Annotated in this window: 22 protein-coding genes and 1 riboswitch; of the genes, 12 read left to right on the forward strand and 10 right to left on the reverse strand. The window is 47.0% G+C overall.

Features of this window, described 5'->3' with window-relative positions:
• The 3 genes from JF818_RS03790 to rbr form a co-directional block, all read left to right on the forward strand.
• The coding region (locus tag JF818_RS03790) for a hypothetical protein (protein ID WP_370570300.1) at positions 1–591 on the forward strand (591 nt) is incomplete at its 5' end.
• Positions 592–748: 157 nt separating this feature from the next.
• Positions 749–1,150 carry a Fur family transcriptional regulator gene (locus JF818_RS03795; protein WP_198890651.1) on the forward strand — a complete coding sequence of 134 codons (402 nt, stop codon included), beginning with the start codon at positions 749–751 and terminating at the stop codon, positions 1,148–1,150.
• A gap of 22 nt (positions 1,151–1,172) precedes the next feature.
• The gene (rbr, locus tag JF818_RS03800) at positions 1,173–1,715 is read left to right on the forward strand and encodes a rubrerythrin (protein WP_198890652.1); all 543 of its coding nucleotides are present in this window, start codon (positions 1,173–1,175) and stop codon (positions 1,713–1,715) included.
• 59 nt (positions 1,716–1,774) lie between these two features.
• Here the strand turns inward: rbr and JF818_RS03805 are convergent, their stop codons facing one another.
• The 3 genes from JF818_RS03805 to JF818_RS03815 all read right to left on the reverse strand — a co-directional run bounded on the left by JF818_RS03805 (position 1,775) and on the right by JF818_RS03815 (position 5,376).
• Entirely contained in the window at positions 1,775–3,007 is a 1,233-nt protein-coding gene (locus tag JF818_RS03805) for an amidohydrolase family protein (protein ID WP_198890653.1), read from the reverse strand.
• 49 nt (positions 3,008–3,056) lie between these two features.
• The gene (locus tag JF818_RS03810; RefSeq protein WP_198890654.1) at positions 3,057–4,766 is read right to left on the reverse strand and encodes a glutamine--tRNA ligase/YqeY domain fusion protein; all 1,710 of its coding nucleotides are present in this window, start codon (positions 4,764–4,766) and stop codon (positions 3,057–3,059) included.
• Positions 4,767–4,851: 85 nt separating this feature from the next.
• The gene (locus tag JF818_RS03815) at positions 4,852–5,376 is read right to left on the reverse strand and encodes a hypothetical protein (protein WP_198890655.1); all 525 of its coding nucleotides are present in this window, start codon (positions 5,374–5,376) and stop codon (positions 4,852–4,854) included.
• A gap of 78 nt (positions 5,377–5,454) precedes the next feature.
• On the opposite strand from JF818_RS03815, the gene JF818_RS03820 reads away from it, so the two are divergent.
• From JF818_RS03820 to uvrB, 4 genes are read left to right on the forward strand one after another with little or no spacing between them, the layout of a single operon-like run.
• Complete coding sequence (locus tag JF818_RS03820) at positions 5,455–6,261, forward strand: phosphohydrolase (protein ID WP_198890656.1); 807 nt, start codon at positions 5,455–5,457, stop codon at positions 6,259–6,261.
• A 9-nt stretch (positions 6,262–6,270) separates the two neighbouring features.
• Entirely contained in the window at positions 6,271–7,242 is a 972-nt protein-coding gene (locus tag JF818_RS03825) for a carbohydrate kinase (protein WP_198890657.1), read from the forward strand.
• Positions 7,243–7,279: 37 nt separating this feature from the next.
• Positions 7,280–8,569, forward strand: a complete 1,290-nt coding sequence (locus JF818_RS03830) for a S1C family serine protease (RefSeq protein WP_198890658.1) — start codon at positions 7,280–7,282, stop codon at positions 8,567–8,569.
• Between the two features lies 1 nt (position 8,570).
• Positions 8,571–10,643: an excinuclease ABC subunit UvrB gene (gene uvrB / locus JF818_RS03835; RefSeq protein ID WP_198890659.1), complete on the forward strand. Its 2,073-nt coding sequence runs from the start codon at positions 8,571–8,573 to the stop codon at positions 10,641–10,643.
• Here uvrB and JF818_RS03840 read toward each other — a convergent pair.
• Genes JF818_RS03840 through JF818_RS03865 form a run of 6 tightly spaced genes read right to left on the reverse strand, consistent with a single transcriptional unit; the run spans position 10,640 to position 16,948 of the window.
• Positions 10,640–11,536 (reverse strand): caspase family protein, encoded by an 897-nt coding sequence (locus JF818_RS03840; RefSeq protein ID WP_198890660.1) that lies wholly within the window; start codon positions 11,534–11,536, stop codon positions 10,640–10,642. The two genes, uvrB and JF818_RS03840, sit on opposite strands and share 4 nt — an antisense overlap.
• 32 nt (positions 11,537–11,568) lie before the next feature.
• On the reverse strand, positions 11,569–12,564 hold the full coding sequence (locus tag JF818_RS03845; RefSeq protein WP_198890661.1) for a caspase family protein: 996 nt from the start codon (positions 12,562–12,564) through the stop codon (positions 11,569–11,571).
• Positions 12,561–13,124, reverse strand: a complete 564-nt coding sequence (locus JF818_RS03850) for a hypothetical protein (protein WP_198890662.1) — start codon at positions 13,122–13,124, stop codon at positions 12,561–12,563. Before JF818_RS03850 ends, JF818_RS03845 begins: the two co-directional genes overlap by 4 nt.
• 32 nt (positions 13,125–13,156) lie before the next feature.
• Positions 13,157–14,242 (reverse strand): ABC transporter ATP-binding protein, encoded by a 1,086-nt coding sequence (locus JF818_RS03855; protein WP_198890663.1) that lies wholly within the window; start codon positions 14,240–14,242, stop codon positions 13,157–13,159.
• Positions 14,232–15,926, reverse strand: a complete 1,695-nt coding sequence (locus JF818_RS03860) for an iron ABC transporter permease (RefSeq protein WP_198890664.1) — start codon at positions 15,924–15,926, stop codon at positions 14,232–14,234. The genes JF818_RS03855 and JF818_RS03860 overlap by 11 nt, the downstream gene beginning before the upstream one ends.
• Entirely contained in the window at positions 15,923–16,948 is a 1,026-nt protein-coding gene (locus JF818_RS03865; RefSeq protein WP_198890665.1) for a thiamine ABC transporter substrate binding subunit, read from the reverse strand. Before JF818_RS03865 ends, JF818_RS03860 begins: the two co-directional genes overlap by 4 nt.
• Positions 16,949–16,990: 42 nt before the next feature.
• Positions 16,991–17,080, reverse strand: a riboswitch (TPP riboswitch).
• Between the two features lie 76 nt (positions 17,081–17,156).
• Between JF818_RS03865 and JF818_RS03870 the strand changes: the two genes are divergently transcribed.
• The 4 genes from JF818_RS03870 to JF818_RS03885 are packed head-to-tail and all read left to right on the forward strand — an operon-like array spanning position 17,157 to position 20,523.
• Positions 17,157–18,659 carry an NAD(P)H-hydrate dehydratase gene (locus JF818_RS03870; protein WP_198890666.1) on the forward strand — a complete coding sequence of 501 codons (1,503 nt, stop codon included), beginning with the start codon at positions 17,157–17,159 and terminating at the stop codon, positions 18,657–18,659.
• Complete coding sequence (locus JF818_RS03875) at positions 18,659–19,081, forward strand: hypothetical protein (protein ID WP_233065934.1); 423 nt, start codon at positions 18,659–18,661, stop codon at positions 19,079–19,081. The genes JF818_RS03870 and JF818_RS03875 overlap by 1 nt, the downstream gene beginning before the upstream one ends.
• A gap of 10 nt (positions 19,082–19,091) precedes the next feature.
• On the forward strand, positions 19,092–19,496 hold the full coding sequence (locus JF818_RS03880; RefSeq protein WP_198890668.1) for a (deoxy)nucleoside triphosphate pyrophosphohydrolase: 405 nt from the start codon (positions 19,092–19,094) through the stop codon (positions 19,494–19,496).
• 16 nt (positions 19,497–19,512) lie between these two features.
• Positions 19,513–20,523 (forward strand): mechanosensitive ion channel family protein, encoded by a 1,011-nt coding sequence (locus JF818_RS03885; protein ID WP_198890669.1) that lies wholly within the window; start codon positions 19,513–19,515, stop codon positions 20,521–20,523.
• 134 nt (positions 20,524–20,657) lie between these two features.
• Here the strand turns inward: JF818_RS03885 and JF818_RS03890 are convergent, their stop codons facing one another.
• Complete coding sequence (locus tag JF818_RS03890; protein WP_198890670.1) at positions 20,658–21,695, reverse strand: LacI family DNA-binding transcriptional regulator; 1,038 nt, start codon at positions 21,693–21,695, stop codon at positions 20,658–20,660.
• Positions 21,696–21,943: 248 nt separating this feature from the next.
• Between JF818_RS03890 and araA the strand changes: the two genes are divergently transcribed.
• Complete coding sequence (araA, locus tag JF818_RS03895) at positions 21,944–23,428, forward strand: L-arabinose isomerase (protein ID WP_198890671.1); 1,485 nt, start codon at positions 21,944–21,946, stop codon at positions 23,426–23,428.
• Positions 23,429–23,579: the final 151 nt, after the last annotated feature.

Raw genomic sequence — 23,579 nt, forward strand, 5'->3', positions numbered from 1 at the left:
CGTGGGCGCGAGGATGTGTATGAGAGACAGGGTGGTGACCGTCCCTCCTTCCTCGATAGAGACGACCGACGCCGAGGTGGTGACCGTCCCTCCTTCCGCGATAGAGACGACCGACGCGGTGGCGACCGTCCCTCCTTCCGCGATAGGGATGACAGACGCCCAGGTGGTGGCCGTCCCTCCTTCCGCGATAGAGATGACCGACGCCCAGGTGGTGACCGTCCTTCGTTCCGTGACAGGGATGACAGACGCCCAGGTGGTGACCGTCCCTCTTTCCGCGATAGGGATGACAGACGACCAGGTGGTGACCGTCCCTCTTTCCGTGATAGGGATGACAGACGCCCAGGTGGTGACCGTCCCTCTTTCCGCGATAGAGATGACAGACGCCCAGGTGGTGACCGTCCCTCCTTCCGTGACAGGGACGACAGACGCCCAGGTGGCCGTCCATCGTTCTCCAGTGACAGAAGAGGAAGAGATGGTGGAAGCGATGAACGTAGACAACGGAAATCCGGTCCAAAACCGTATGGTTTTGATTCCTTCCGCCAGACCAAGACAAGAGGCGAGCACGAAGACGATCCGTTCATGTCTGAATGATTCGCTAAACAGTTATCATATATGTATAGAGCCCCCTTTTTGGGGGTTCTATGCTGATTGCTATAAAGATTATTTCCTTTATAACGTATCATGTTGACAGGGTACATTTCATCGAGTAAGATAACTATTGAGATTCAATATCATTTAGGAAAAACCCATGAAAGACAAGCGACAAACAATACAAAAGGGATTGGTGTGGGAAGCGGTTACCAACGCTACCAACCATCCAAATGCTGAACAAATCTACGAGCGTATTGTTGAGAAACATCCTTCGATTAGTAGAGCCACAGTGTATCGAAATCTGAACTCACTTGTTGAGGAAGGAAAGGTGAAACGCGTCAGGGTTCTCGGCGGTCCTGACCATTTTGATCGTACCTTGGGAAACCATTACCACATACAATGCATTCATTGTAAGCGAGTGGATGATATAGAGCTTTTCGAGGATATCAATCTGTCTGAACGAAATGTTGACACCAACGGATATACGCTTGAATCATATGAAATAGTTTTCAACGGGATCTGTCCCGAATGTAAAAAAAATATGCGTGCTGCTCAATAGCAGTTACTGAAAGGAGCAAGGAATGGAATTGAAAGGATCAAAAACAGAGAAAAACTTGCAAGAGGCTTTTGCTGGCGAGTCCATGGCTCGAAACAAGTATACCTATTATGCCTCCAAGGCTAAGAAAGAAGGGTATGTGCAGATTGCTAATCTCTTCGAAGAGACTGCTTTCAATGAGAAAGAACATGCAAAAATCTGGTTCAAGCTTTTGCAGGAATCTGGTGAGATCCCTACCACCACAACCAACCTGAAAGATGCAGCTGCCGGAGAACACTATGAGTGGACCGACATGTATGCAAACTTTGCAAAGGAAGCTCGTGAAGAAGGCTTCAACAAGATTGCTACCTTGTTTGAAATGGTTGCTGCCATCGAGAAGCACCATGAACAGCGCTATCTTGACCTCTTGAAGAATGTTGAAGGTGGCTTGGTATTCAGTCGTGACGGAGACCAGATGTGGAAGTGTTCCAACTGTGGTCATATTGTCATCGGCAAAAAGGCTCCTGGCATCTGCCCGGTTTGTAACCATCCCCAGGCTTATTTCGAGATTGTTGCAAAGAACTATTAATGATTCATGTAATCAAAGAAAGAGCAGGCTGTTGAGGCCTGCTTTTTCGTATTTTGGTGTCAATTGTTGTCCAGATGCATGAACTTGAGGGGATTGCTGTGAACCATCTGATGAATCTCGTCATCAGTGAAAGGTGATTCTTCAAAGATTCGATAGTAAGAAGTGTATGATTCGACTTTTACGAGATTGACTGAAAAATCAGTACCAAACAAACTTCTAGAGAGTATGGTCTGCCGTTGCTCTTCCTCAAGCGATTTCAAATAATTAGAGAGTAATAGGTAGAAATCAGGGTTGCTCCCGCTGAATGAGACATCTGCATACACATTTGGATAGAGCTGCATAAGGTCAACAAGATCATAGAACCAAGGAGAATCAGGTACCCTGCTTGTCAATCCAGATATAAGAGACAAGGGATTCTTCTGCAGTTGGTTGTACTGCCAACCATAGTGTGCAAAGTCAATCCTGAGCATAGGGTAGCGAGCAAGCACCGGTTTATAGGAAGATGGTGCAGTATATTTCCAGGCTTCCTTCGCTGGTACTCCTCTGAACCCCTGATCGTCACAGTGGGTCATGATCGGAATGTCATGCTTGGAGCAGAACTCATAGATCATGATGACTTTATCACGTTGTTCTGGGTCGGTAGGCCATGGGTCATAGCCCAATGGAGGGTAGAACTTGACCCCATAGAATTGCTTCTTGTCATTTTCCTTATGAATATAGGTGTCCAGCAGTTTCTCTATGAAGTCCATGGTATGGACCTGGGGGTTGATACCCAGAAAAGGGAAGAACTCGAACAATCCATCGGGATGGGTTGTCCTGTAATACTCAAACCCTTCCAACGTATCCTTCACATAATCCAGGATTTTTTCTTCGTTGGGAGCAGGGTAGTAGAGTGAGTCGTTTCTGATCTTGTTGCTGGAGAAATCCATCAAGAGCGGGCACATCGCCATCTTGTCATATGTGCGAGAACGCATGTGCATCTTTCCATCACGAATATAGGGCGCTTCAGGTCGAAGCGCTTCCTCGTCATGACTGGGAAATTTTCCCATGAGGTCATCCTCCATCATGACCAAGGTCTCCCCGATGGTCTGTTCAAAAGTGGTCAATGTATTGGTGATACGGTTAAGCAGTGCGGCGCTTTTGCGATTCTTGTTGGTTAGGATATAGCTTGGGGAGAGGGTTCCACTGGTCACCAAGTCCCCAATACCTCCTTCAAGCGAAGAAAAGAAAGACAGCAAGTTTGGATGTACAATATTCATCACATGAAAATGCTGGTCGAAGAAGTAATTCATACATCCCTCCTGGGAAGGTGATGAGGGGTCACAGGACCCCTCATATAGATCACATACCCATCTTCTTTTTCAACTTAGCCCAAGAGTCCTTGAGCGTTACCGTTCTATTGAAAACGAGATGGTCTTGACTGCTGGCCTTGCTGTCAAGGCAGAAGTAGCCGTTACGGATAAACTGCAAGTAATCCCCTTCCTTTGCTTGCTTGATCTGAGGCTCTGCCTTTGCATTGCTGACAATCTGCAAGGAATCGGGATTCAGGTCATCAAGATAGTTGCCTGTCTCTTTTCCTGGATACTCAGTGAGGAACAGCTTGTCATAGAGGCGCGCCTCTATGGTAACCCCTTCAGAAGCACTGACCCAGTGACTTGTTCCCTTGACCTTTCTTCCATCAGGGGTGGATCCTCCTCTGGATTCTGGGTCATAGGTGCAATGCACTTCCACAATGTTGCCATCATCATCCTTTACCACCGAGTGAGCGGTCACATAGTAAGCGTACTTAAGTCTCACCTCATTACCGGGATAGAGTCTGTGATACTTCTTTGGTGGGTCCTCCATGAAATCTTCCCGTTCGATGTACAGCTCACGTGAGAATGGAATCTGATGGGTCTTGCTGTTCGGGTCTTCAGGGTTGTCGATAGCCTCAAAGTACTCAACCTTGTCTTCGGGGTAGTTGTCGATGACCAGTTTCAAAGGATCCAGGACGACCATTAATCGGTCGGCACGCTTGTTCAGGTCTTCACGAACACAGAACTCCAGCAAGGAGTAGTCAACGACGCCTTCAACCTTTGCAACGCCTACACGGCTGATAAAATCCTTCATTGATTCAGGGGAGTACCCTCGTCTCCTGATACCACTGATGGTAGGCATTCGTGGATCATCCCATCCATCCACGATTCCAAGCTTGACCAAGTTAAGGAGCCTTCTCTTGCTCATCACGAAATAATTGATGTTCAAGCGGGCAAATTCATACTGGTGAGGTGTATGCTCAATACCATCGATACTTGTTGCCCAATCATAGGCAGGACGATGGTCCTCAAACTCCAGGGTACAGATTGAGTGGGTGATGCCTTCAATCGCATCACTGATGGGATGAGTGAAATCATACATGGGGTAGATGCACCACTTGTCCCCGGTTCTTGGATGTGAGGCAAACTTGATACGATAAAGAGCCGGGTCCCGCATGTTCAAATTAGGACTGGACATATCGATCTTGGCACGAAGGATATACTTGCCTTCCGGGTGCTTGCCTTCACGCATCTCAAGGAATAGCCTTAGGTTCTCCTCTATGCTTCTCTCCCGGTCTGGACTGTTTTTCCCAGGTTCCTTCAAAGTTCCCCGGTACTCTTTCATTTGCTCAGCAGTGAGGCTGTCCACATAGGCTTTTCCTTGTTTGATCAACTCAATTGCTATCTCATACAGCTGCTGATAATAGTCAGAGGCATGGTACTCATACTCGCCCCATTCATAGCCCAGCCATTTGATGTCGCGCTTGATGGAGTTGATATACTCCATATCTTCCTTCTCAGGATTGGTGTCGTCAAAACGGAGGTGGCAGCGACCTTGGTATTTTTCAGCAAGTCCGAAATTGATGCAGATGGACTTGATATGTCCGATATGCAGGTATCCATTGGGTTCAGGGGGGAATCTGGTTACAATGGTATTATTGGGAACCCGGCCAGATGCCAGGTCATCCTCGATAATGCGTTCCAAAAAATTCAGAGGAGTCTTCTCTTTTGTCTCCACTTCGTTATGCTCGTCCATTATTGTCCTTCCTTATACCCTTTCAAAGGGGCTTCTCTGAAGATAGCACATAGTAGCACAACCACTAGTGTTGTGCGAGAGGCTGTCAGGTCTCTTTCCTATAATCCAATGCACTCATGGATGCCTTGGCTTCTTCATTTCCCTCATTGGCAAAATAGGGACCGAAGCTTATCGACCTCTCAACTCCAGGAAGAGTGAAGGTTCCTACCCAGTTTACTGGGCTTTCACCTTGTCTGCTATATCCGATTGAGAGTTGGGAACCTCTGCGATTCATTCTCCAGGTCACAGGAGTATTGTCTGCAATGTGCGGAATTCTACAGTAGTTTCGGTAGCCACCGATCACCACATGGACTTCCAGGGATTCAGCGCTCATTCCAACCCCAATGAAATCGGTATCCAGGTGATAGAAACAAACACCGGAAAAGACACCATTTCCATCGCTTGAGAGCGTCATATTACAAGAGAAATCATCATCAGTGACTGCAAGCAAGAGAGGCCCTTCAGGCAATTGCATCTGTGGCTCAACCGTAAGGGAAACCGACCGGTAATCCTTCTCCCATGATTGGGGTTTTCCCATCCATCTAAAATCGCGCATCGTAATCTTTCTCATATGTGCAGTATATGAGAGTTGTGTCATTTTATCCATAACCACTTTATGTTGCGAAGAAGTTGTTGTACCTTATATCATATGAAGTCACCAAAAGAATTCGCATTGGAAAAATATTTACTGTCACAGTTGGAGGAAGGTACCGACAGCTATCGTTTGGCATCCCTCCTGATACAGGATCCTGAGATTGAGGCATTGCAAGAGTATGCCAACAGTGTGTCGATCAAGCGATTGAATTATAATGATCATGGGCCGGTGCATATGCGCCAAGTTGCGATAAACGGGGTAAGGATGCTTGCATTGCTCAAGGAAGCAGGCATCAAGACATCCTTGGAGCAAGAGGATAGCGGAAGCTACGAAGATAGCGTGCTCTCCTTGTTGCTTGCCTCATTCGTGCATGACCTTGGCATGAGTGTTGGTAGAAGTGATCATGAATTAACGGGCTTGGTGATTGCACGCCCTATCATGGACCGCATTCTTACGCAGCTCCTGGGTGACCAGTTGTCCCGTAAGATTGCCATTATCTCGGTTGCCAGTGAAGGGATTCTCGGTCATATGGCCAACAGAAAGGTCCACTCACTGGAAGCAGGTATGCTTTTGGTTGCTGATGGCTGTGACATGGAGAAGGGTAGGGCCAGAATCCCCATGAGTATCATGAGCCATGCAAAGGTTGGTGATATTCATAAATATTCCTCCAACTCTATTGAGAAGGTAACGATCACCAAAGGCGACTCAGTTCCTATCCTTATCGATATTGCCATGAGTAGTGATGTAGGATTTTTCCAGGTCGAGGAAGTACTGTTACCCAAAATTTCCATGAGTCCAGCCAAGGCATATGTACAGGTTCATGCAGGGGTTGTTGGGCAAGAGAGAAAGAAGTATTTATAGGAGTGAATCATGATTGGAGTTATTGGAGAAGCGTTGATCGACTTTATCGCCAAGGGAACACTTGGTCCATCTGTCCCGTATGACTCTGTGGTGGGAGGATGCGCATTGAATACCGCTGTTGCTACCTCCAGGCAAGATTCGCCTGTCGCATATGTTGGAAAAATCTCTGGAGATATCTTTGGACAGCGGATGCTCAACCATCTTATCGAGAGTGAGGTTTTGTTCGATCCCAGTCTCTGTGCTGCACCACAACCATCACTGCTTGCCATGGCAAGTCTTGATGCAGAAGGTAAGGCAAACTATACCTTCTACACAGAGGGGACCGCTGTAGCCAGTATGACCAAAGCAGAGTTGCTCTCTGCTCTCCAAGAGCATACTGATCTGAAAGTGGTTCACATAGGGTCAGTGGCCTTGGCTCTTGAACCACTCTCAGAGGTGATAATTTCGGCATTGCAATCATACGAACCAAAGCCCGTGATTTTCCTCGATCCCAATGTAAGACCAGCAGTCATACCTGATATGCATGTATTTAGATCAAGGATTGAAGAGGCAATGGACTTGGCATCTTTGGTCAAGATCAGTGATGAGGATCTTCTTCTGCTTTATGAAGGAAAGGACGCCAAGAAAATGGCACAGTCCCTTGCCAAGGAGAAACAGGCTCATATCATCCTTACCCTTGGTAAACAAGGGAGCATCTGGTACACCCCTGAAGGGGAGTCAGTTTCCATGGAGATTATCGACCTACCGGTTATTGATACGGTTGGTGCAGGAGATACCTTCAGTGGAGGCCTTCTCTCCTATCTCTATGAAAGGAATTGTTTCGGCAAGGATGGTGAGATTCCACAACTTGAGAAACTCTCACTTGATATGATCAAGGACGCTTTACTTTGGGCTACAGCATCCAGTGCTATCACCTGCTCAAGAAGAGGATGTGACCCGCCAAGGACTGAGGAGATACGCTCCTTGCTTGCCAGCCTTTAGGTTGCCTTAGTAGCTTCTTTGGAAGTACACTATCTCCATGCTGAAGAATACCCGAAACAGAATCATACGCACTCTGCTCCTCATTTTGGGGGGCACGCTATGTGTATTCATCGGCTTATTGCTGTTCCGTTGGACGGAAAGTATTTCAGAAGATAAGCAAAGAAAGGAACTCTCCAAGGTGCTGCAAACCATTGCTGAAGAGCAAGGCCCTGAAGGTGTGCTTGCTCTCTCTGGAGTGCAAGTTGCCGACATCCTCTCAGGGGAAGATGGGTTGATAGTATTTGAAGAGAACCAATCACTCTATTACAGCGCTGCTGAGAGACAACAGATGGGTGTGTATGAAAATGTGAACAAGAGTGTTGTACATATCACCACAGTCGGAGAGGCAGCGGTAAGTGCCTTCATGGACGTACTCCCTGCTCAAGGAACCGGTAGTGGGATTATCCTTTCCAAGGATGGCTACATTCTTACCAATGCCCATGTGGTTGAGAAAAGCTCAAGCATACAGGTGGGGCTTTATAACAACCAATCCTACGCTGCAACCTTGGTTGGTGTTGATAGTGAGGATGACCTGGCAGTGATCAAGCTGGTTTCTGCAAAGGATGTAATGCTCTATCCCGCCACCTTGGGAACCAGTGAAGATTTGCAGATAGGGCAGCGGGTAATTGCAATCGGAAACCCGTTTGGGTATGACCGTACAATGAGTGTCGGTGTGGTAAGTGGATTGAATCGACCGGTGAGAACCAATGAAGGCAAGGTAATCATGAATGCAATCCAGACCGATGCTGCAATACATCCAGGAAATAGTGGAGGACCGTTGCTCAATACACGGGGTGAGGTAATCGGGATCAACTCAGCGATATTCACTACTTCTGGAAGCTCCCAGGGGTTGAATTTTGCCATTCCTGTTGATACAGCAATAGCAGTCATTCCAGATTTGATCAAGCAAGGAAAGATCAGCAGGGGTTGGCTCGACCTTTCGGCAGTACAGCTGACCCCTCAGCTTGCAACCTATGCGAAGCTTTCTGTTGAGAAGGGCGTCCTGGTAAGCGAAGTCACCAGTGGGGGACTTGCTGAAAAGGCAGGGATAAAAGGTGGAAGCCGGAAGGTGCAGTACGGCTCCTCGGTTATCAATCTTGGGGGTGATGTCATCACCGCTATCAATGGTGAGACGATCAGTGACCTCAACGACCTCTATCTTGCTCTGCTTCCCATGAGAAGTGGGGAGAAGGTCTCTATTACGATCAATCGTGACGGGAATGTAAAGAAGATGGAAGTTGGGCTGATTGAACGAACAGCGCAGCATGTGAGCGCATTGGTACGATAAGATGAAAGATACGATTTATGTTGATGAAAGTTGGGGTGGTGAAGCTGTCTACAATATCCATGGACAGGTTTCCTTCCAAAGCAAACCATTCAAGGTAGCCTCATCCTATGAACCAGCGGGAGACCAGGGCGAAGCGATCAAGGCATTGAGTCAGGGCCTGCTTGATGGGGATCGCTGCCAGACCCTCAAGGGAGTAACCGGTAGTGGTAAGACCTATACGATGGCGAAGATCATTGAGCAAGTACAGAAACCTACCTTGGTGCTCTCCCATAATAAAACTTTGGCAGCGCAGCTTTTCAGGGAATTCAAATCATTCTTCCCAGATAATGCCGTAGAGTATTTCGTCTCAACATACGACTACTACCAGCCTGAAGCGTATGTTCCGGGAAAAGACTTATACATTGAGAAAGATGCTTCGATCAACAGTGAGATTGACCGGCTTCGGCTCTCCGCCACGTTTTCGCTTATGGAGCGTCGTGACGTTATTGTAGTATCAACTGTTTCCTGTATTTATGGTTTGGCAAATCCTGTATCAGTTCGAGATATGGTACATACGTTCCATACCGGGGAAGCTTTCAACCATCGTGAGGTGCTCGATCAGTTGGTACGCATGCAGTATGAACGAAATGATGCCATTCTTCAGAGAGGTTCATTCCGTGTTCGTGGGGATGTGATTGAGATATGCCCATCCTATCTGGAAAATGCTGTAAGGATATCCATCGACTGGGATGAGATTGCTTCCATTCAGTGGTTCGATCCCGTCAGTGGAGAGAAGCAGGAAATTGTGGACAGCTACACTCTTTACCCTGCAAAACAGTTTGTAATGCCCCAGGAGCAGGTAAAGGCAGCCATATCAAGAATCCGAAGTGAAATGGAAGACCAAGTGGAGTTTTTTACTTCCATGGGTAAACCATTGGAGGCTGAACGAATCAAGACCAGGGTAGAATATGATTTGGAGATGCTTGAAGAGATAGGATACTGTTCAGGAATCGAGAACTATTCACGCCCTCTCTCTGACCGTAAGGCGGGGGAACGCCCGGCGGTGTTGCTTGATTACTTCCCCCCTGACTTTATCACTTTCATCGATGAGTCTCATGTTACCCTTCCCCAGGTAGGGGCAATGTATGAGGGGGATCGTTCACGGAAATTGAATCTGGTGAACTTTGGATTCAGGCTTCCTTCTGCATTGGACAACCGCCCCTTGAAAGCTTCTGAGTTTGAGCAGGTAGTGAAGCAACGGGTTTATGTCTCAGCTACGCCCAACCAGAAGGAAGTGGATGAGAGTACACGGGTGGTTGAACAGATCATCAGGCCTACAGGCTTGCTTGACCCAGAAATCGATGTGAGACCCACCGAAGGACAGATGGAGAACCTATACGGAGAGATTCGCGCAGTTATCAAGAAGAAACAGCGAGTACTGGTTACTACACTGACCAAGAAGATGAGTGAGGATTTGACGGATTATTTTGCATCCCTCGGTTTGAAGGTACGCTATCTCCACTCCGAGATAGAGACCATCGAACGAGTCGAGATTCTCAGGGATCTTCGCCTTGGAGTGTATGATGTGTTGGTAGGAATCAACCTGCTCAGAGAAGGCTTGGACCTTCCCGAAGTTGCCCTTATCGCCATTCTTGATGCAGACAAAATCGGGTTCCTTCGTTCAGCCACTTCCTTGATACAGACCATTGGGCGTGCTGCACGTAATGCTGAGGGCCGGGTTATCATGTATGCAGACCGTATGAGTCCTGCGATGGAAGAAGCCATCAGTGAAACCAACCGTCGTCGCGCTATCCAGATGGCATACAACGAGGAGCATAATATTACTCCTACTACCATTATCAAGGCGATTCATGACATGCTCGAACGCGAGCAGCATGAACAAAAAGAGATCCAGAAACATGATCTCGAGCTTCTCAAGGGTGGTTACAACCTGCTCAGTGCGACTGATAGAAAGAATTATATCAAGGCACTTGAGAAAGAGATGCTTGAAGCAGCAAAGAATCTGGAGTTTGAACGTGCGGCAGTCATCCGTGATGAGATCCAGGATGTAAAGACAGGCAAATTTACCAGTTAGCGAAGAATCAGATCCAGTGGCCCCCCAGTAATGGTGGGGTGCTGGTATTCCCAAGAATTTACCCCGTTTAGCTTAATACCCTGGTGGTAGTACACATATTGATAGAGGTAATCCGCCGAGATGGTTTGGCCAACATCTCGTAACTCTTGGTTTTCTTCATCCCATCCCATTCCTTCAAGCAACGCTTGTGTGAAATAGCCATGTGATGACGTTTCCCCTGCCGTATTATCATAGGTGGTAGCTGCCAGTACAAATACAGGGCGGGTATATGATCCTTCAGTAAAGTACTGGTCATATATTTCCTGTAAGTACGCGTTTCTCTCTATGAGGGAGTAGGATGTTTCACTCTTCTGCACAAAGTTTCCGCTATAACAGCTATCCAATAGTAAGAGAACACTCCCTTTAGCGGAATCAAGAGCATCATAGAGTTCTGCAACGGTCAGGAGTACATCTGTGTACATAGAACCTGATGTGGAGAAGATGGACCCATCATCACGTGGAGGATACAATACCAGCGAACCATCTTCCATTCCATGACCACTGTAGCTGATGATGAGAATATCTTGCACGTCCATTGCATCTGATAAAGACTCGATTCTCTCAATTACATGGGTTTTTGTAGGAAGCAAAGGATCAGAAAGGGAATCACTACCATCTTGGAGCATAAGGGTGGATGTATGCTCCTTTCCTGCAAACAAAGCATCAAATGCTTTCTCCAGTTCTATTGCATCAGGAAGTGTGCCGTCAAGATAATCCTCTTCCCTGATATTTGTCCCATCATAACTAAGTGCTATTGCAAGGTGATGGGTTTTTCCTTCTTCAGGAGGATCGCTCATCAATTCACAACCCCAAAAAAGTGAAAGGGACAGAAGGATCAGAAGATGGAGTTTCATATATCTAGAGTTCAATAATTTGTTCCTTTGCTTCAATAGCGGAATAGTAGCATATCCATCGCCCCACCGGTTATCATGGGGTGTTGCACATTCTCTCCAATGGAAAACAACGACCAGCGTACAGGGTATGTCTGGTTTTTCTTGATGTATTTATAGATTGAATCAATAGTAAGCATCTCATTTTGTGCTGCAGGTGGAACACCGTTTGCGATTTCTTCTGTAGTATGGTTCCATCCCAGTGCTGCAAGCAGTGCTGAGGTAAACACTCCATGATTATGATCATCGAATTTGATTTCATACGAATCAGAATCAGCACTGGCCGTAAGAACCATAAATGAAGGTATCTCATATTCTTCATCAGAGAAGTATTTGCCATACCAATCATCAATGCCTTTGTCATACAACCAACTCAAGCTTGAGGGGGACTCAGGGACAAAGACGCCGCTATAACAGCTATCGACAATGAGGAGTTTCTTCCCTTCGATAGGTCTGATAAGATCGTGTAACCAAGTAGGGGTAACCACAATAGGAGAGTCTTCTGATATATCCACTGTTCCAGTGGTCTGGGTATGGGCCATCAGGAGTTCCCCTGTCTCTTCAATGCCATGTCCACTGTAGGTAATTATAGTAAGATCATCTACTGTGGCAGAATCCTTAATTTCGTTAAGCGTTTTCTCCAGACGATCTCTGGAGGCATACTCTGGGTCATCGAAGGTATCTTGGGTATGGTCGGTCCCTTCCTGAAGGAGCAGGGTTACCTCAATATCTGCACTATCCCAGCCAGCTCTTTGAGCCTGTTGACTGAGTGCCTTTGAAAGTTCCCTCGCATCAAAGACAGTCCCTGGAAGATCACCAAGCTGATCCTTCTCTTCATCCTCAGGATATGCTACTTCCTCTGGTTCATTCTCATAGGTTATTCCTATTGAGACAATACGTACGGTTCCCCTCTGTACGGGCTCCTCGTAATACAACTCACAGGAGGCCATGAGGAGTAGTAGGATGGATAGCAGAAGGAGTACTCGTCTCATGTATCACCTCGTTTAAAAGGGAATACTAGGTAGCGCACCCCAATTCCTGCTTGCAGTGCCGTAATCTCCTTTCTAAGATGCACAGAAAGAGGTGCTGTGAGGAATATTTGGTGGTCTGTTCCCTCTGCGATGAGGAATTGGGGGCCAAGTTTGAATGAGAAAGAAGCAAAGACTTCTTCGATCTGCTTATAGAAGTTAACTTCACTCCCGCCTTGGATGAAAAGCGAGTATCTATCACTGACTGACCAGCTTCCGAGAATACTCAGTCCAAGTGAGTTGAAACCACGTGCACGGTAGTTGCCAAAGGGGAGGGAGTTCGAGACAGAGTAGATGTGTGCCTGAAGCACTGTTTCCCAGTTATTTCCTTGGTATCCAAGGAAGCCCACAGTTGTGGTAAGAGCCATTGAAGAACGGGCAGGTATCTCATCTTCGAAGTGGGGAATTCCCAGATAGTAGGAGAGAGAGGAAGACGCAGCATAATACTGTCTTTCACTATCAGCAGACAGGGAAGTTGTAATAAGAAATAGAAGAACGATTAGATACAGTCGTTTACCTTTCATATTCTTTAGTATACAGAAATCCTAGGATATGACTATTCCCTAGCCATGGTAAGTTTTGATTTTGTCATAAGCGTACCATCAAGATACTCCCTTATGGCCTTGATCCTTACTCCCAGCGTTACATGGTCTGCGATAGGGCGATGAGACGCATGGGCAACAATTGTATGTCCTTCCCAACTGCAAGTAAGCCTGTAGTGGTCTCCTTGGAATTCACAGCTGACCAGCTCTGCATTCTTGAATTTGAGATGAGGAAGGTATTCAGCCAGAGGAAGTGTTGCATCGTCCTGGACCAAAACGGCCTCCGGTCTAAAGAAAATAGTGTGCTGTCCTTCCTGGGGTTTGAATACAAATGGTTCAAATGAACCAATCTTGACAAGTGTCTTGGGAATCACACTATAGGGGAGGGTATTCCCCTCTCCCATGAAGGTTGCTACAAAAAGATTGGCAGGATTGGAGTAGATTGCCTCTCCTGGCCCTTCCTGCATTACCTTCCCCTCATGCATCACTATGATGCGGTCGGCGATGGAGAGTGCTTCCTCCTGGTCATGGGTTACATAGATGGTGGTGATCCCCGCCTCATCATTAATCCTTCGTATCTCTTCACGGAGATGCTTACGCAACTTAGCATCGAGCGCAGAGAGTGGTTCATCCAGAAGCAGCAATTGGGGCTGTGATGCAAGCGCTCGTGCCAAGGCAACCCGTTGCCGCTCTCCGCCACTGAGCTCCTGGCTTCGCCTCTTCTGGTACCCTTCCAGGGCAACCAATGAGAGCAATCGGCCGATACGCTCCTTTCGTTTAACTTTTGGCAGTTTACGCAACTTCAAGGGATAAGCAATATTCTGTTCAACGTTCATATGGGGGAAAAGGGCATAGTCCTGGAATACCATGGCGATCTGGCGTTCATGGACCGGTGTTTGGGATAGGTCTTTTCCATTCAGGAGCAACGACCCTGAGTGCAGGGGAAGTAATCCAGCGATCAATTGGAGGGATGTGCTCTTTCCACACCCTGAAGGACCTATGATACATGCCAGTTCTCCTGCCTGGACAGAAAATGACACATTCAAAGAAAAATCCTTATAGGATGCCTTCAATGCACAATTCAGACCTTCAGCGGCCATATGTACCCCCTTTCGCAAATTCACTTACAATAAATACCAGTACACTGACTGCAATCAAGATGGTTCCCAGAGCACAAGCACCTTGGAAATTGTAACTCCCGATGAGTCGATACATCACCACTGGGAGTGTAATGATCGAACTGTTTGCCAATGTCAGGGTAGCATTGAACTCTCCCATGCTGAGGGCAAACGCAAAAATTGCCCCTGTGAACATAGCCCCCTTCAGTAAAGGGAGTTCAATGGCAAGGAATGTCCTTAGAGGGCCAGCACCAAGGGTCAATGAACTGTGCATGTAGGTTAAGGGAATCTTACGGTACTCAGGAAGGATGGTTCTCAGGACAAAGGGAATGGCAATGACCAGGTGGGCCAATACAACCAGGGTATAACTCAATGCAAGCCCTCCCCTAAGTCGGCTTGCGATCAAGTAGTATCCTAGACCAATAATAACGGAACTGACGGTCATGGGGAGCATCCCTGCCAACTCCAAGAAAGAAGAGGTGTGTTTCTTTCTCCTGATGGCGACTGAGAGGGTAAGAGCAAGCGGGACCGTGGTAGCAGCAACAACCAGTGCGATAAGCAAGCTGTTCGTCAATGCCCCTAAGGCAGATCCCATATGGCCTGTTGCACTTTCCAAGCTGAGCAACTGGCGATACCACTTCAGGCTGAATACTTCCTGGGCTGAACGAGATGGTGCTGCCATGAAAGAACGCACCACGACCGATACGATAGGACCCAAAATAAACAGGAAGGAGATGATGGTGTACAAGAATGCGAGTATTCTTCCCACCACAGTTGCTGGTTTTTTCTCCAGTGTTCGATGGGAAGTGCGGTAGGTTTCACTTTGTGCCAATCTCTTCTGGGTAGCATTATACCAGAGCAATAAGAGGCTGGTTATGAGTATGGAGAACAAAGAAAGGGCACTTGCAGCGGCAGGATTCCCCATCATCCTTGCTTGCCGGTAGATTTCCACTTCCATGGTCGTGAACTGGGGTCCTCCCCCGAGCACCAGGATAATGGCAAAACTATTGAAACAGAACAAGAAAACCAGGCTTGCAGAAGAGACAATGGCAGGTATGAGTCTGGGAAGTGTAATGGAAAAGAACGTTCGTACCTTGTTTGCTCCCAAGGTCCAGCTTGCTGCCTCACAATTCTCATCCATATGTTCCCAATACGAGGATACAAGGCTCATGATGATCGGAAAGTTGTAAAAGGTGTGTGCAAGGATGATTGCAGGGAAGGAGTAGAGGATTTTCAGAGGTGGTTCCTCAAGTTGGAAGAGACTCATCAGTGCACGATTGAGAAACCCATTATTACCGAAAAAGATAACGAAACCGAGTACAACCAGGATGGAGGGGATAACAAAGGGTATGGCACTCAGTGCCAGTATCATACGCTTGCCCTTGAAGGAGTATGTAGCGATCAAGTACGCACCAGGTAGAGCTACTGCAAGCGAGGCAAGGGTAGAGAGCGTTGCCTGCAACAGCGTGAATCCCATGATCTTTTGTGTATATGGGTCACTGAAAACACTGACAAGTCGGGAGAATGAGAAGCCCTCCTCAGTAATGAATGCTGAGGAGAGCGTGAAAAACAGAGGGACAAAAAACAGCATCAGCAAGACAACCATCGATGGAATGGGCATGGTACGATAGAATCGTTTGTACTGAATGCTGTTATTTTCTCTCATTTACTCATTACCTGTGTCCATTCAGTAAGCCACCTATCCAGGTTTTTTGCAAGAGTTTTGCTATCCATGGAGAGGTTCTTTTCCGGTTTTGGGGCGTAATCGAAGGCATCAGGGAGTTCCGTCTTGCTGTTGACCGGGTACATTGAATTTGCCATGGCAATGGTCAATTGTCCCTTGGTCAGGATAAAGTCAATGAACTGCCTGGCCTCATCCTTTTTCTTGCTGGAAGCAAGCAAGCCAACTCCTTCGATGGTTGTACTATGCCCTTCCTCGAAGATTGCTACCTGGTAGCGGGTGGTATCCTCGTAAGTGACATGGTACACAGGACTGGTGGTATAACTGAGAACCAGGGGAGCTTCTCCCTCAGTGAACAGACCATAGGCGCTGGACCATCCATCGGTGATGGTAAGAGCCTGTTCTTTCATAGTCTCCCACCAGGTAAGGTATCCCTCTTCTCCAAAGACCTCGATTGTCCATAACAACAAGCCAAGGCCAACGGAGCTGGTCCTGGGATCGATCAGGATAACTTTATCCTTGTAGATTGGATCAGTCAGACTGGCTAGAGTGGTCGGCACCATATCACTGTCCATGGCCTCCGTATCCACTACAAATGCAAAGTTCCCGTAGTCGAATGGGATCAGCTGATAGGTGGGATCAAAATGCAAGAATTCAGGAATGTCAGCAAGTACCTCACTCTTGTACGGTTCCAATAACCCTGCCTCATAGATTTTAGAGGCCATATCGTCACTGATTCCAACCACGACATCTGCCCATGGGTTATTAGCCTCTGAGATGAGTTTGTTCATCATCTCCATGCCATCACCTGAGCTTACCAAGTTTACCTTGATACCGGTCTCTTGCTCGAACATATCGACCAAGACAGGGCCAGGACCCCAGTCTCCACTGAAGGAATCATAGGCATAGACCACGAGTTCCTGTTGTTCCTGAACACCTTGTGCAGCAATCGGGGTAAGAAGTGAAAGGATGGCAACCAATACACAGACGAACTGATGCTTTTTCATAAGCACCTCCATATAATTTAGTCTGCCATGGGGATTGATTTTGTAAGATATGACTGTCTCCCTCCGCTGGTATGATCCAGATCAGGTTAACGGGTGTAATCTCAGGCCAAGAGGCCACCCCAGGACATCCTTAGCCTAACGGGATGAGGAGAAACTGTCAATATACGTTCTGTTGACCGCTGTCGTCCGCTCATGTACAGTGAGAATTATGAAAAGACTTGTTCCCTCCAGTGAGGTTTCTGACATTGATGCAAAGGCCCAAAGCCAGGCAAAAATACCCGCTCTCTGTTTGATGGAGAGTGCAGGGTTGCAGATTTACCAGAAGTGGAAATCACAGATTGAGACAACTGACCGTCTGGTTTTTCTCTGTGGTGGGGGCAATAATGGTGGTGATGCATTGGTAGTTGCCCGTTATGCCTACAATGATGGTTTTCATAACATGCTATTGGTTTATTCCGGGGCACATATCTCACCATCTTGTGAGGTTCAACGTAGTATTGCCGAAGCCTATATGATCCCTCAGTTTGACTGGGATGCTGCAAATGATTCTGATCGTCATGCATTATTTGAAAATGCTTCCTGGATTGTGGATGGATTGGTAGGCACGGGCCTGAAAGGACCGTTGAAGAAATCTCTGCAGACCCTGGTTTTACAAGCGAACAAGAGTCCTGCAAAACGATTGGCCATCGATATTCCCAGTGCTGTAGGGGATGATGTTCCTGTCTCCTCTGTCCATATACACGCAGACATGACGGTAACGATGGGCAAGGAGAAGGTGGCAATGTACCACCCTGCCAATCGGGCTTCCTGTGGACGTATTCTCTTGGTGAATCCTTCCTTCCCTCCATTTCTCCTCGATCAGTGTAAAGCGACTGCACTGCTGTGCGAGCGTGTGAGTGCAACGCTGCCATCACTTGCTCTGAATGAGTACAAGTCCACGAGAGGCCATATAGCGATTTTTGGAGGTAGCAAACAGTACACTGGAGCTGCTCGTCTATCAGCCCGTACTGCCTTTTCCTCAAGGGCAGGGTTGGTAACCTTGTTTTGTGACGAGGAAGTGTACCCGGTGGCTGTTTCTGAATCAGCTTCCGTCATGGTTCAGGTGTATGAAACACAGAACCTGGAGAAATATGATGCAATTCTAGCCGGACCAGGGTGGGGAGAGGGAAGGGAAGCCCTGCTGGAGAGACTTCTTGCCTCAGAATTACCCATGGTCCTTGATGCTGACGGGATCAGCGCTTATGCATCATTATTAAAGCAGGGAAAGCTACCTTCCCATGGCCCCATGATACTTACCCCACATCTAGGGGAGTTCAGGACGCTTGTGTCGGCGCTCTTTCCTGATGATGCACACGATGTGGCCAAGGATGATACTCCCTCTTCATTCTTCCATATCCTGGAGCGTACTGCCAATCACCTTGATGCCACGCTTGTAGTGAAAAGTCAGTTGGTATATGTGGCTTCTCCTGGAAAACAAACCGTGGTAGTGGAGGGGAACAACCCATCCTTGGGAGTTGCTGGAAGCGGGGATGTCCTTGCAGGCATTCTTGTTGCTTTGCTTCCAAAACTTCGTGATTGCACTCAGGTAGCGCTTGAAGGTACCTTGATCCATCAGCGAGCAGGAAGCCTTGCAGCAGCCCAGTATGGATATTATGACAGTGAAACACTCATCTCCTTTGTAGGAAGGGCTACCCAGGAGGCTGAACGGTGATGCAGCTCTATGTACTAGCCATAGCCTACCTGCTGTTTGGGGCAGGAATCTTGCTGGCTGACAGTTATGGGCTTTCCTTTGCGTTGTTGTTGTCAATGCGTTATGCGTTCAGAACCAAGAGGGTACTGAGAAGATTGCTCATTGTTCTGGGTATGGTGATCACGCTCGGTCTTGGTTTCTTTCCCATGGATCCAGGTCCGGTATTTCTTGGGGATTTTGTTCCCATGCTCAATATCTTCTCCCTTATGCTCTATTATGTATTCAGGTCTATAAGGGGATTGGAAGATGGCAATCGTAATGATGAAGACTCGGTGTTGGATGCAACGGGGCGCTATATGGAACAGAATAAACGAAATGTAGGATTCTTGACTGTTGTGGTAGCAATAGTCCATTTTTTGGTACCTCAGTTGGTTTTGCTGTAGGAGGGGTTTTATGCAGGAGCGAGTAACGACAGCGGGAATCTTGGTACAAGATGGAAAATATCTTGTTGCAAAAAGAGAGGAAAAAGGCTCTATTGGGGGGCTTTGGGAGTTTCCTGGTGGAAAGAACCGCTATACGGAAACTGAAGAGGAGACACTTATACGAGAATTCCAGGAGGAACTTGGTTTATCAGTCTCAGTGGGGCCTCTTGTTCACTCACATGATTTCATCAACAAGGATACCCTGTATCATCTGAAGGCTTACTTGGTTTCTGCTCCGCCCATAAGCCACCTTGATCTATTGGTTCATAGTGAGTTTCGCTGGGTTGCCTTGCAAGATTTGCCATCGTATGATTTTGCACCAAGTGACCAGGAGATCATAAAGACATTGCTTTCCGTTGAATCCAACAAGGGATAACCACGAGGAGGTTGCTATGGACGTTTTAGGTTCTTACACCAGCACGATTATTGCAGTTTTCGGTACCATTATCCTGGTGGTAGTAATTCATTTTCTATTCAGGAAGACCGTGGAAAGTTCAAAACGTTGGCCATACCAACGCCAGTTCTTGGTGTTCTTAATTGTTCTTGTCGGGCTTTTCATGTCAATCGCATTTCTCCCCATCCACAATGAGGTGAAGAACCAGATACTCAGCGTCTTGGGCATATTGCTCAGTGCAATCATAGCACTTTCCTCGACAACCCTGGTAAGCAATGCCATGGCTGGGCTCATGCTCCGTGTTACGGGTGAATTCCGCGGTGGTGATTTTATCGAAGTTGGGACATTGGTGGGTCGCGTCACCGACTTAGCGATTTTCCATACTGAAATCCAATTGATCAACCGTGATGTGGTAAGTCTTCCCAATCTCTATCTGGTCCAACAATCTGTGCATGTAACGAGAAGGGATGGTACCTTCATCAACCTCGCAGTTTCCATCGGGTATACAGTAAGTAGGGTAGAGGTGGAGGAAGCCCTATTGGAAGCTTCGAAGAAATGTGGACTTACTGATGGATTTGTATTCATTGAAGCCTTCCTTGACCATGCTATATCCTATCGGTTGTATGGACTCCTTAAAGAGTCAGGAGAGAGGTTGAGCAAGCTCAGCGAGCTTCATAAGACGGTGCTGGATGTTTTCTGTGAACGTGAGATAGAGATTGCATCTCCTGCCTTGAATGATAGAAGAGAGATGGAGAGGGACAGCTTATACCTCCCAAAGGTTGTAGCCAAGAAGGAGAAACCGACCAAAGAGACAATTGCTGCTGAGAAGGTAGCCTTCGATAAGGCAGATGAGGCACAATCCATAGAAGATTTGAAACAACAGCTGGAAAAAGCAACCAAGAAACTCGAGGGAGCTACCAAGACTGCAAAAGAGAAGCTGGAGAAACAAATCAAGGTGTTGGAAGAAGAGATAACCAAACGGGAAGAGAAGAAAAGCGAAGAAGCATAGGTTGTGTGAAGAGTAATGACTTCCAGAAAATTTCAGCTCTTACCCTCAATGGAGTTTACTGATCAATATCCAGAAGTGGAATAGTATGGTACACAAAGAATCTATGCCACTATAAATGAATAGATGAACGAGGTTTATGGCTTAAGACAGGTTTCTTGTTCCATCATTACATTCTCTGGGAGAATTATGTCAATCGGAACACATATTGTGGTTTCAGGGAGCTGGTTCAGCAACCCCTTTCGATACAACTGGTAGATTGCCGTATACCCCTGATACTCTGGGCGCTGGGAGAGCAGACAATCGACATGCTTGTTTTTCATGGCCTTGCAGTTTTGTGCAATAGCATCGTATCCGACCATGATGGTTTGACTTTTCCTACCAAGCTGTACCACGAGTTCCGCTACTCTGTGAATTGCATCATTGACAACAAAGATACCACTCATGTCAGGGTGGTTTCTGTAAAACGTGTCAAGTTCTCCTAGTGGATCCTCTCCTCCAAAATGAATTTCCATATCATATGTTGTATAACCGGGTTTATCTGCAAAGTAGCTGAGAAAGCCTCGTACACGTTCAGCCGAGTTATATGCAGCACGATGGGTCTGTACTGCAAGCAGTGTGCCTCCATTAGGCTGCAGTAGATGCATCATCCTGCCTGCAACGTATCCGCCTTGGTAAGGGTTCTGGATAACACTACACACTGGTGTTGAATCAGGCAGTGGGCTGTCAACGAATGCGTAATCAAGGGTAGGGTGGTCAGCAAGCAAGGCTTCTGCCTCTGCTGGGACGACAGGGGCCAACAGTAGTGCATCAATTGGCTTTTCTAGGATTCGCCTGCCCTGTGCCAATAGGGATCCTTCCTTTGTCCTGTCAAATTCAAGCATATCAATAGTTACAGCAAGGGGGGACAGTTCCTTTGCTGCTTTCAGGATTCCTTCGTACATCAGATTCCAATAACCGTATTCGCTGTGGAGAAGTGGAAGTAGCACACCAATGGTAAATTGCTTGCTCAGCTTAAGGTTCCTTGCATAGGTGTTTGGTTGGTATCCATGCTCATCGATGATGCTCATCACTTTCTCGACAGTCTTGGGAGCAACCCTTCCTCTTTTATGGAGTACCCGGTCAACAGTCCCTATTGAAACGTTCGCTAGTTTGGCAATCTCGGATATAGTCATAAGTCCCCTGCTCATCAATATGTTTGTCAGAATATAATTGGTTAACGATAACGCAGATACAGTATAGCATATCATCTTATAGGTGAATAGAAACGGTCCGACATATTTCCATTCATTCAGCGATATTACAGGTTTTTCTGATTGTTACTTGACAGAATCGCATTCAGAGATAACAATAGAATTACATTTGCGTTTACGTTAACGCATCGTTTATATCGTTCTTATGCAATGAGCTTAAGGGGGCAACCATGCAAAGAAAATCAATTGATATGTATGAGTTCTGGTTTTTGGTAGGATCACAGTTCCTCTATGGACCAGAGACACTCAATGAAGTAGCAAGTCACGCACAGCAGATGGTAGAGGGATTGAATGCCTCTGGCAAGCTGCCTTGCAAGGTTGTATATAAAGCGACACTCAAGACTCCTGAAGAAATTGAGCAATGCATCAAGGACGCAAATTATGATGATACCTGTGCAGGAATCATCACCTGGATGCACACATTTTCCCCATCAAAGATGTGGATCAATGGTTTTTCCCTGTTGCAGAAGCCATATTGCCATCTCCATACCCAGTTCAACCGCATGATACCCGATACGGAAATTGATATGGATTTCATGAATCTGAATCAGTCTGCACATGGGGACCGAGAACATGGGTTCATTGCTGCAAGGATGCGTATGGGTCGAAAGATCATCACTGGGTTCTGGGAAGATGATGCTGTCCAGAAAAAGCTTGGTTCCTGGATGCGCTCAGCAATTGGTGCAATAGAGAGCAGAAAGCTGAAGGTTATGCGATTCGGTGACAATATGAGGAATGTTGCAGTCACTGAAGGTGATAAGGTCGGGGTGCAAATGCAGCTTGGCTGGCAGGTGAATACCTGGGGTGTAGGTGACTTGATCAAGGAGATCGAAGCGGTCACTGATGCTGAGGTGGAAGCCCAGATGGATGCATATGAAGAGAAGTATGAGTTTTCCACCAAGGATATGGAAACCGTTCGTTACCAGGCTCGGGAAGAGGTTGCCATGCGACATTTCTTCGAGCGGGAAGGAATCTCTGCTTTCTCAAATACATTTGAGGACCTGCAGGCAATGCGACAGTTGCCTGGTCTTGCGAGTCAGGATCTGATGGCTGAAGGATACGGCTATGGTGGTGAAGGGGACTGGAAAGTTTCTGCCATGACCAGCTTGGTAAAGAGAATGACCGAAGGTATGGAAGGTGGTACTACCTTCATGGAAGATTATACCTACCATATGGAGAAAGGCAATGAGCTTTCTCTTGGGGCACATATGCTCGAGATCTGTCCTACCATTACTAAAGAGAAAGCAAGAATCGAGGTTCATGAACTGGGTATCGGGGGGAAGGAACCTCCAGCCCGTCTTGTTTTTGAAGGCCATCCAGGAAGGGCAATCCTTGCTTCCCTGATTGACATGGGAGGACGCCTGCGACTGATAGTGAACGAGATCGAGGTGGTGAAACCTATCTACAAGATGCCGAACCTTCCTGTTGCAAGAGTCATGTGGAAACCCGAACCCGATTTATACCAGGCAGCACATCTTTGGATGCTTGCCGGCGGTGCCCACCATGCAGTGCTGAGTTATGATGCCACTGCAGAGATGCTTGAAGATTGGTGCGAGATCATGGGTATTGAGTTTGTACATATCCATAAGGATGTCACCGTTGCTTCCATGAAGCAGCAGTTGTTCCTTTCTGATCTTGCTTGGAAGCTCAAGTAACAGAGATAGGCAATAGGTAATAAGAAGAGGTCGACTCCGTAAGGAATCGACCTCTTTAATGCATTTGTGCTCTCAGTTATTTTAGATGAGCTACTGCAGCCTTTTCAACTGGAAGACCCTGCTTGTATCGTGCAAGGAATGCGTTGAAGCC

It is taken from the genome of Sphaerochaeta sp. S2, from assembly GCF_016406725.1.
GTDB lineage: Bacteria > Spirochaetota > Spirochaetia > Sphaerochaetales > Sphaerochaetaceae > Sphaerochaeta.

Coding starts and splice junctions, on each gene's coding strand:
- JF818_RS03830 (WP_198890658.1), top strand. CDS start 7,280: ATGCTGAAGAATACCCGAAACAGAATCATACGCACTCTGCTCCTCATT.
- JF818_RS03850 (WP_198890662.1), bottom strand. CDS start 13,124: ATGAAAGGTAAACGACTGTATCTAATCGTTCTTCTATTTCTTATTACA.
- JF818_RS03820 (WP_198890656.1), top strand. CDS start 5,455: ATGAAGTCACCAAAAGAATTCGCATTGGAAAAATATTTACTGTCACAG.
- JF818_RS03890 (WP_198890670.1), bottom strand. CDS start 21,695: ATGACTATATCCGAGATTGCCAAACTAGCGAACGTTTCAATAGGGACT.
- JF818_RS03840 (WP_198890660.1), bottom strand. CDS start 11,536: ATGAAACTCCATCTTCTGATCCTTCTGTCCCTTTCACTTTTTTGGGGT.
- JF818_RS03885 (WP_198890669.1), top strand. CDS start 19,513: ATGGACGTTTTAGGTTCTTACACCAGCACGATTATTGCAGTTTTCGGT.
- JF818_RS03810 (WP_198890654.1), bottom strand. CDS start 4,766: ATGGACGAGCATAACGAAGTGGAGACAAAAGAGAAGACTCCTCTGAAT.
- JF818_RS03870 (WP_198890666.1), top strand. CDS start 17,157: ATGAAAAGACTTGTTCCCTCCAGTGAGGTTTCTGACATTGATGCAAAG.
- JF818_RS03855 (WP_198890663.1), bottom strand. CDS start 14,242: ATGGCCGCTGAAGGTCTGAATTGTGCATTGAAGGCATCCTATAAGGAT.
- JF818_RS03880 (WP_198890668.1), top strand. CDS start 19,092: ATGCAGGAGCGAGTAACGACAGCGGGAATCTTGGTACAAGATGGAAAA.
- JF818_RS03825 (WP_198890657.1), top strand. CDS start 6,271: ATGATTGGAGTTATTGGAGAAGCGTTGATCGACTTTATCGCCAAGGGA.
- JF818_RS03795 (WP_198890651.1), top strand. CDS start 749: ATGAAAGACAAGCGACAAACAATACAAAAGGGATTGGTGTGGGAAGCG.
- JF818_RS03865 (WP_198890665.1), bottom strand. CDS start 16,948: ATGAAAAAGCATCAGTTCGTCTGTGTATTGGTTGCCATCCTTTCACTT.
- JF818_RS03875 (WP_233065934.1), top strand. CDS start 18,659: ATGCAGCTCTATGTACTAGCCATAGCCTACCTGCTGTTTGGGGCAGGA.
- JF818_RS03815 (WP_198890655.1), bottom strand. CDS start 5,376: ATGAGAAAGATTACGATGCGCGATTTTAGATGGATGGGAAAACCCCAA.
- uvrB (WP_198890659.1), top strand. CDS start 8,571: ATGAAAGATACGATTTATGTTGATGAAAGTTGGGGTGGTGAAGCTGTC.
- JF818_RS03860 (WP_198890664.1), bottom strand. CDS start 15,926: ATGAGAGAAAATAACAGCATTCAGTACAAACGATTCTATCGTACCATG.
- JF818_RS03845 (WP_198890661.1), bottom strand. CDS start 12,564: ATGAGACGAGTACTCCTTCTGCTATCCATCCTACTACTCCTCATGGCC.
- rbr (WP_198890652.1), top strand. CDS start 1,173: ATGGAATTGAAAGGATCAAAAACAGAGAAAAACTTGCAAGAGGCTTTT.
- JF818_RS03805 (WP_198890653.1), bottom strand. CDS start 3,007: ATGAATTACTTCTTCGACCAGCATTTTCATGTGATGAATATTGTACAT.
- araA (WP_198890671.1), top strand. CDS start 21,944: ATGCAAAGAAAATCAATTGATATGTATGAGTTCTGGTTTTTGGTAGGA.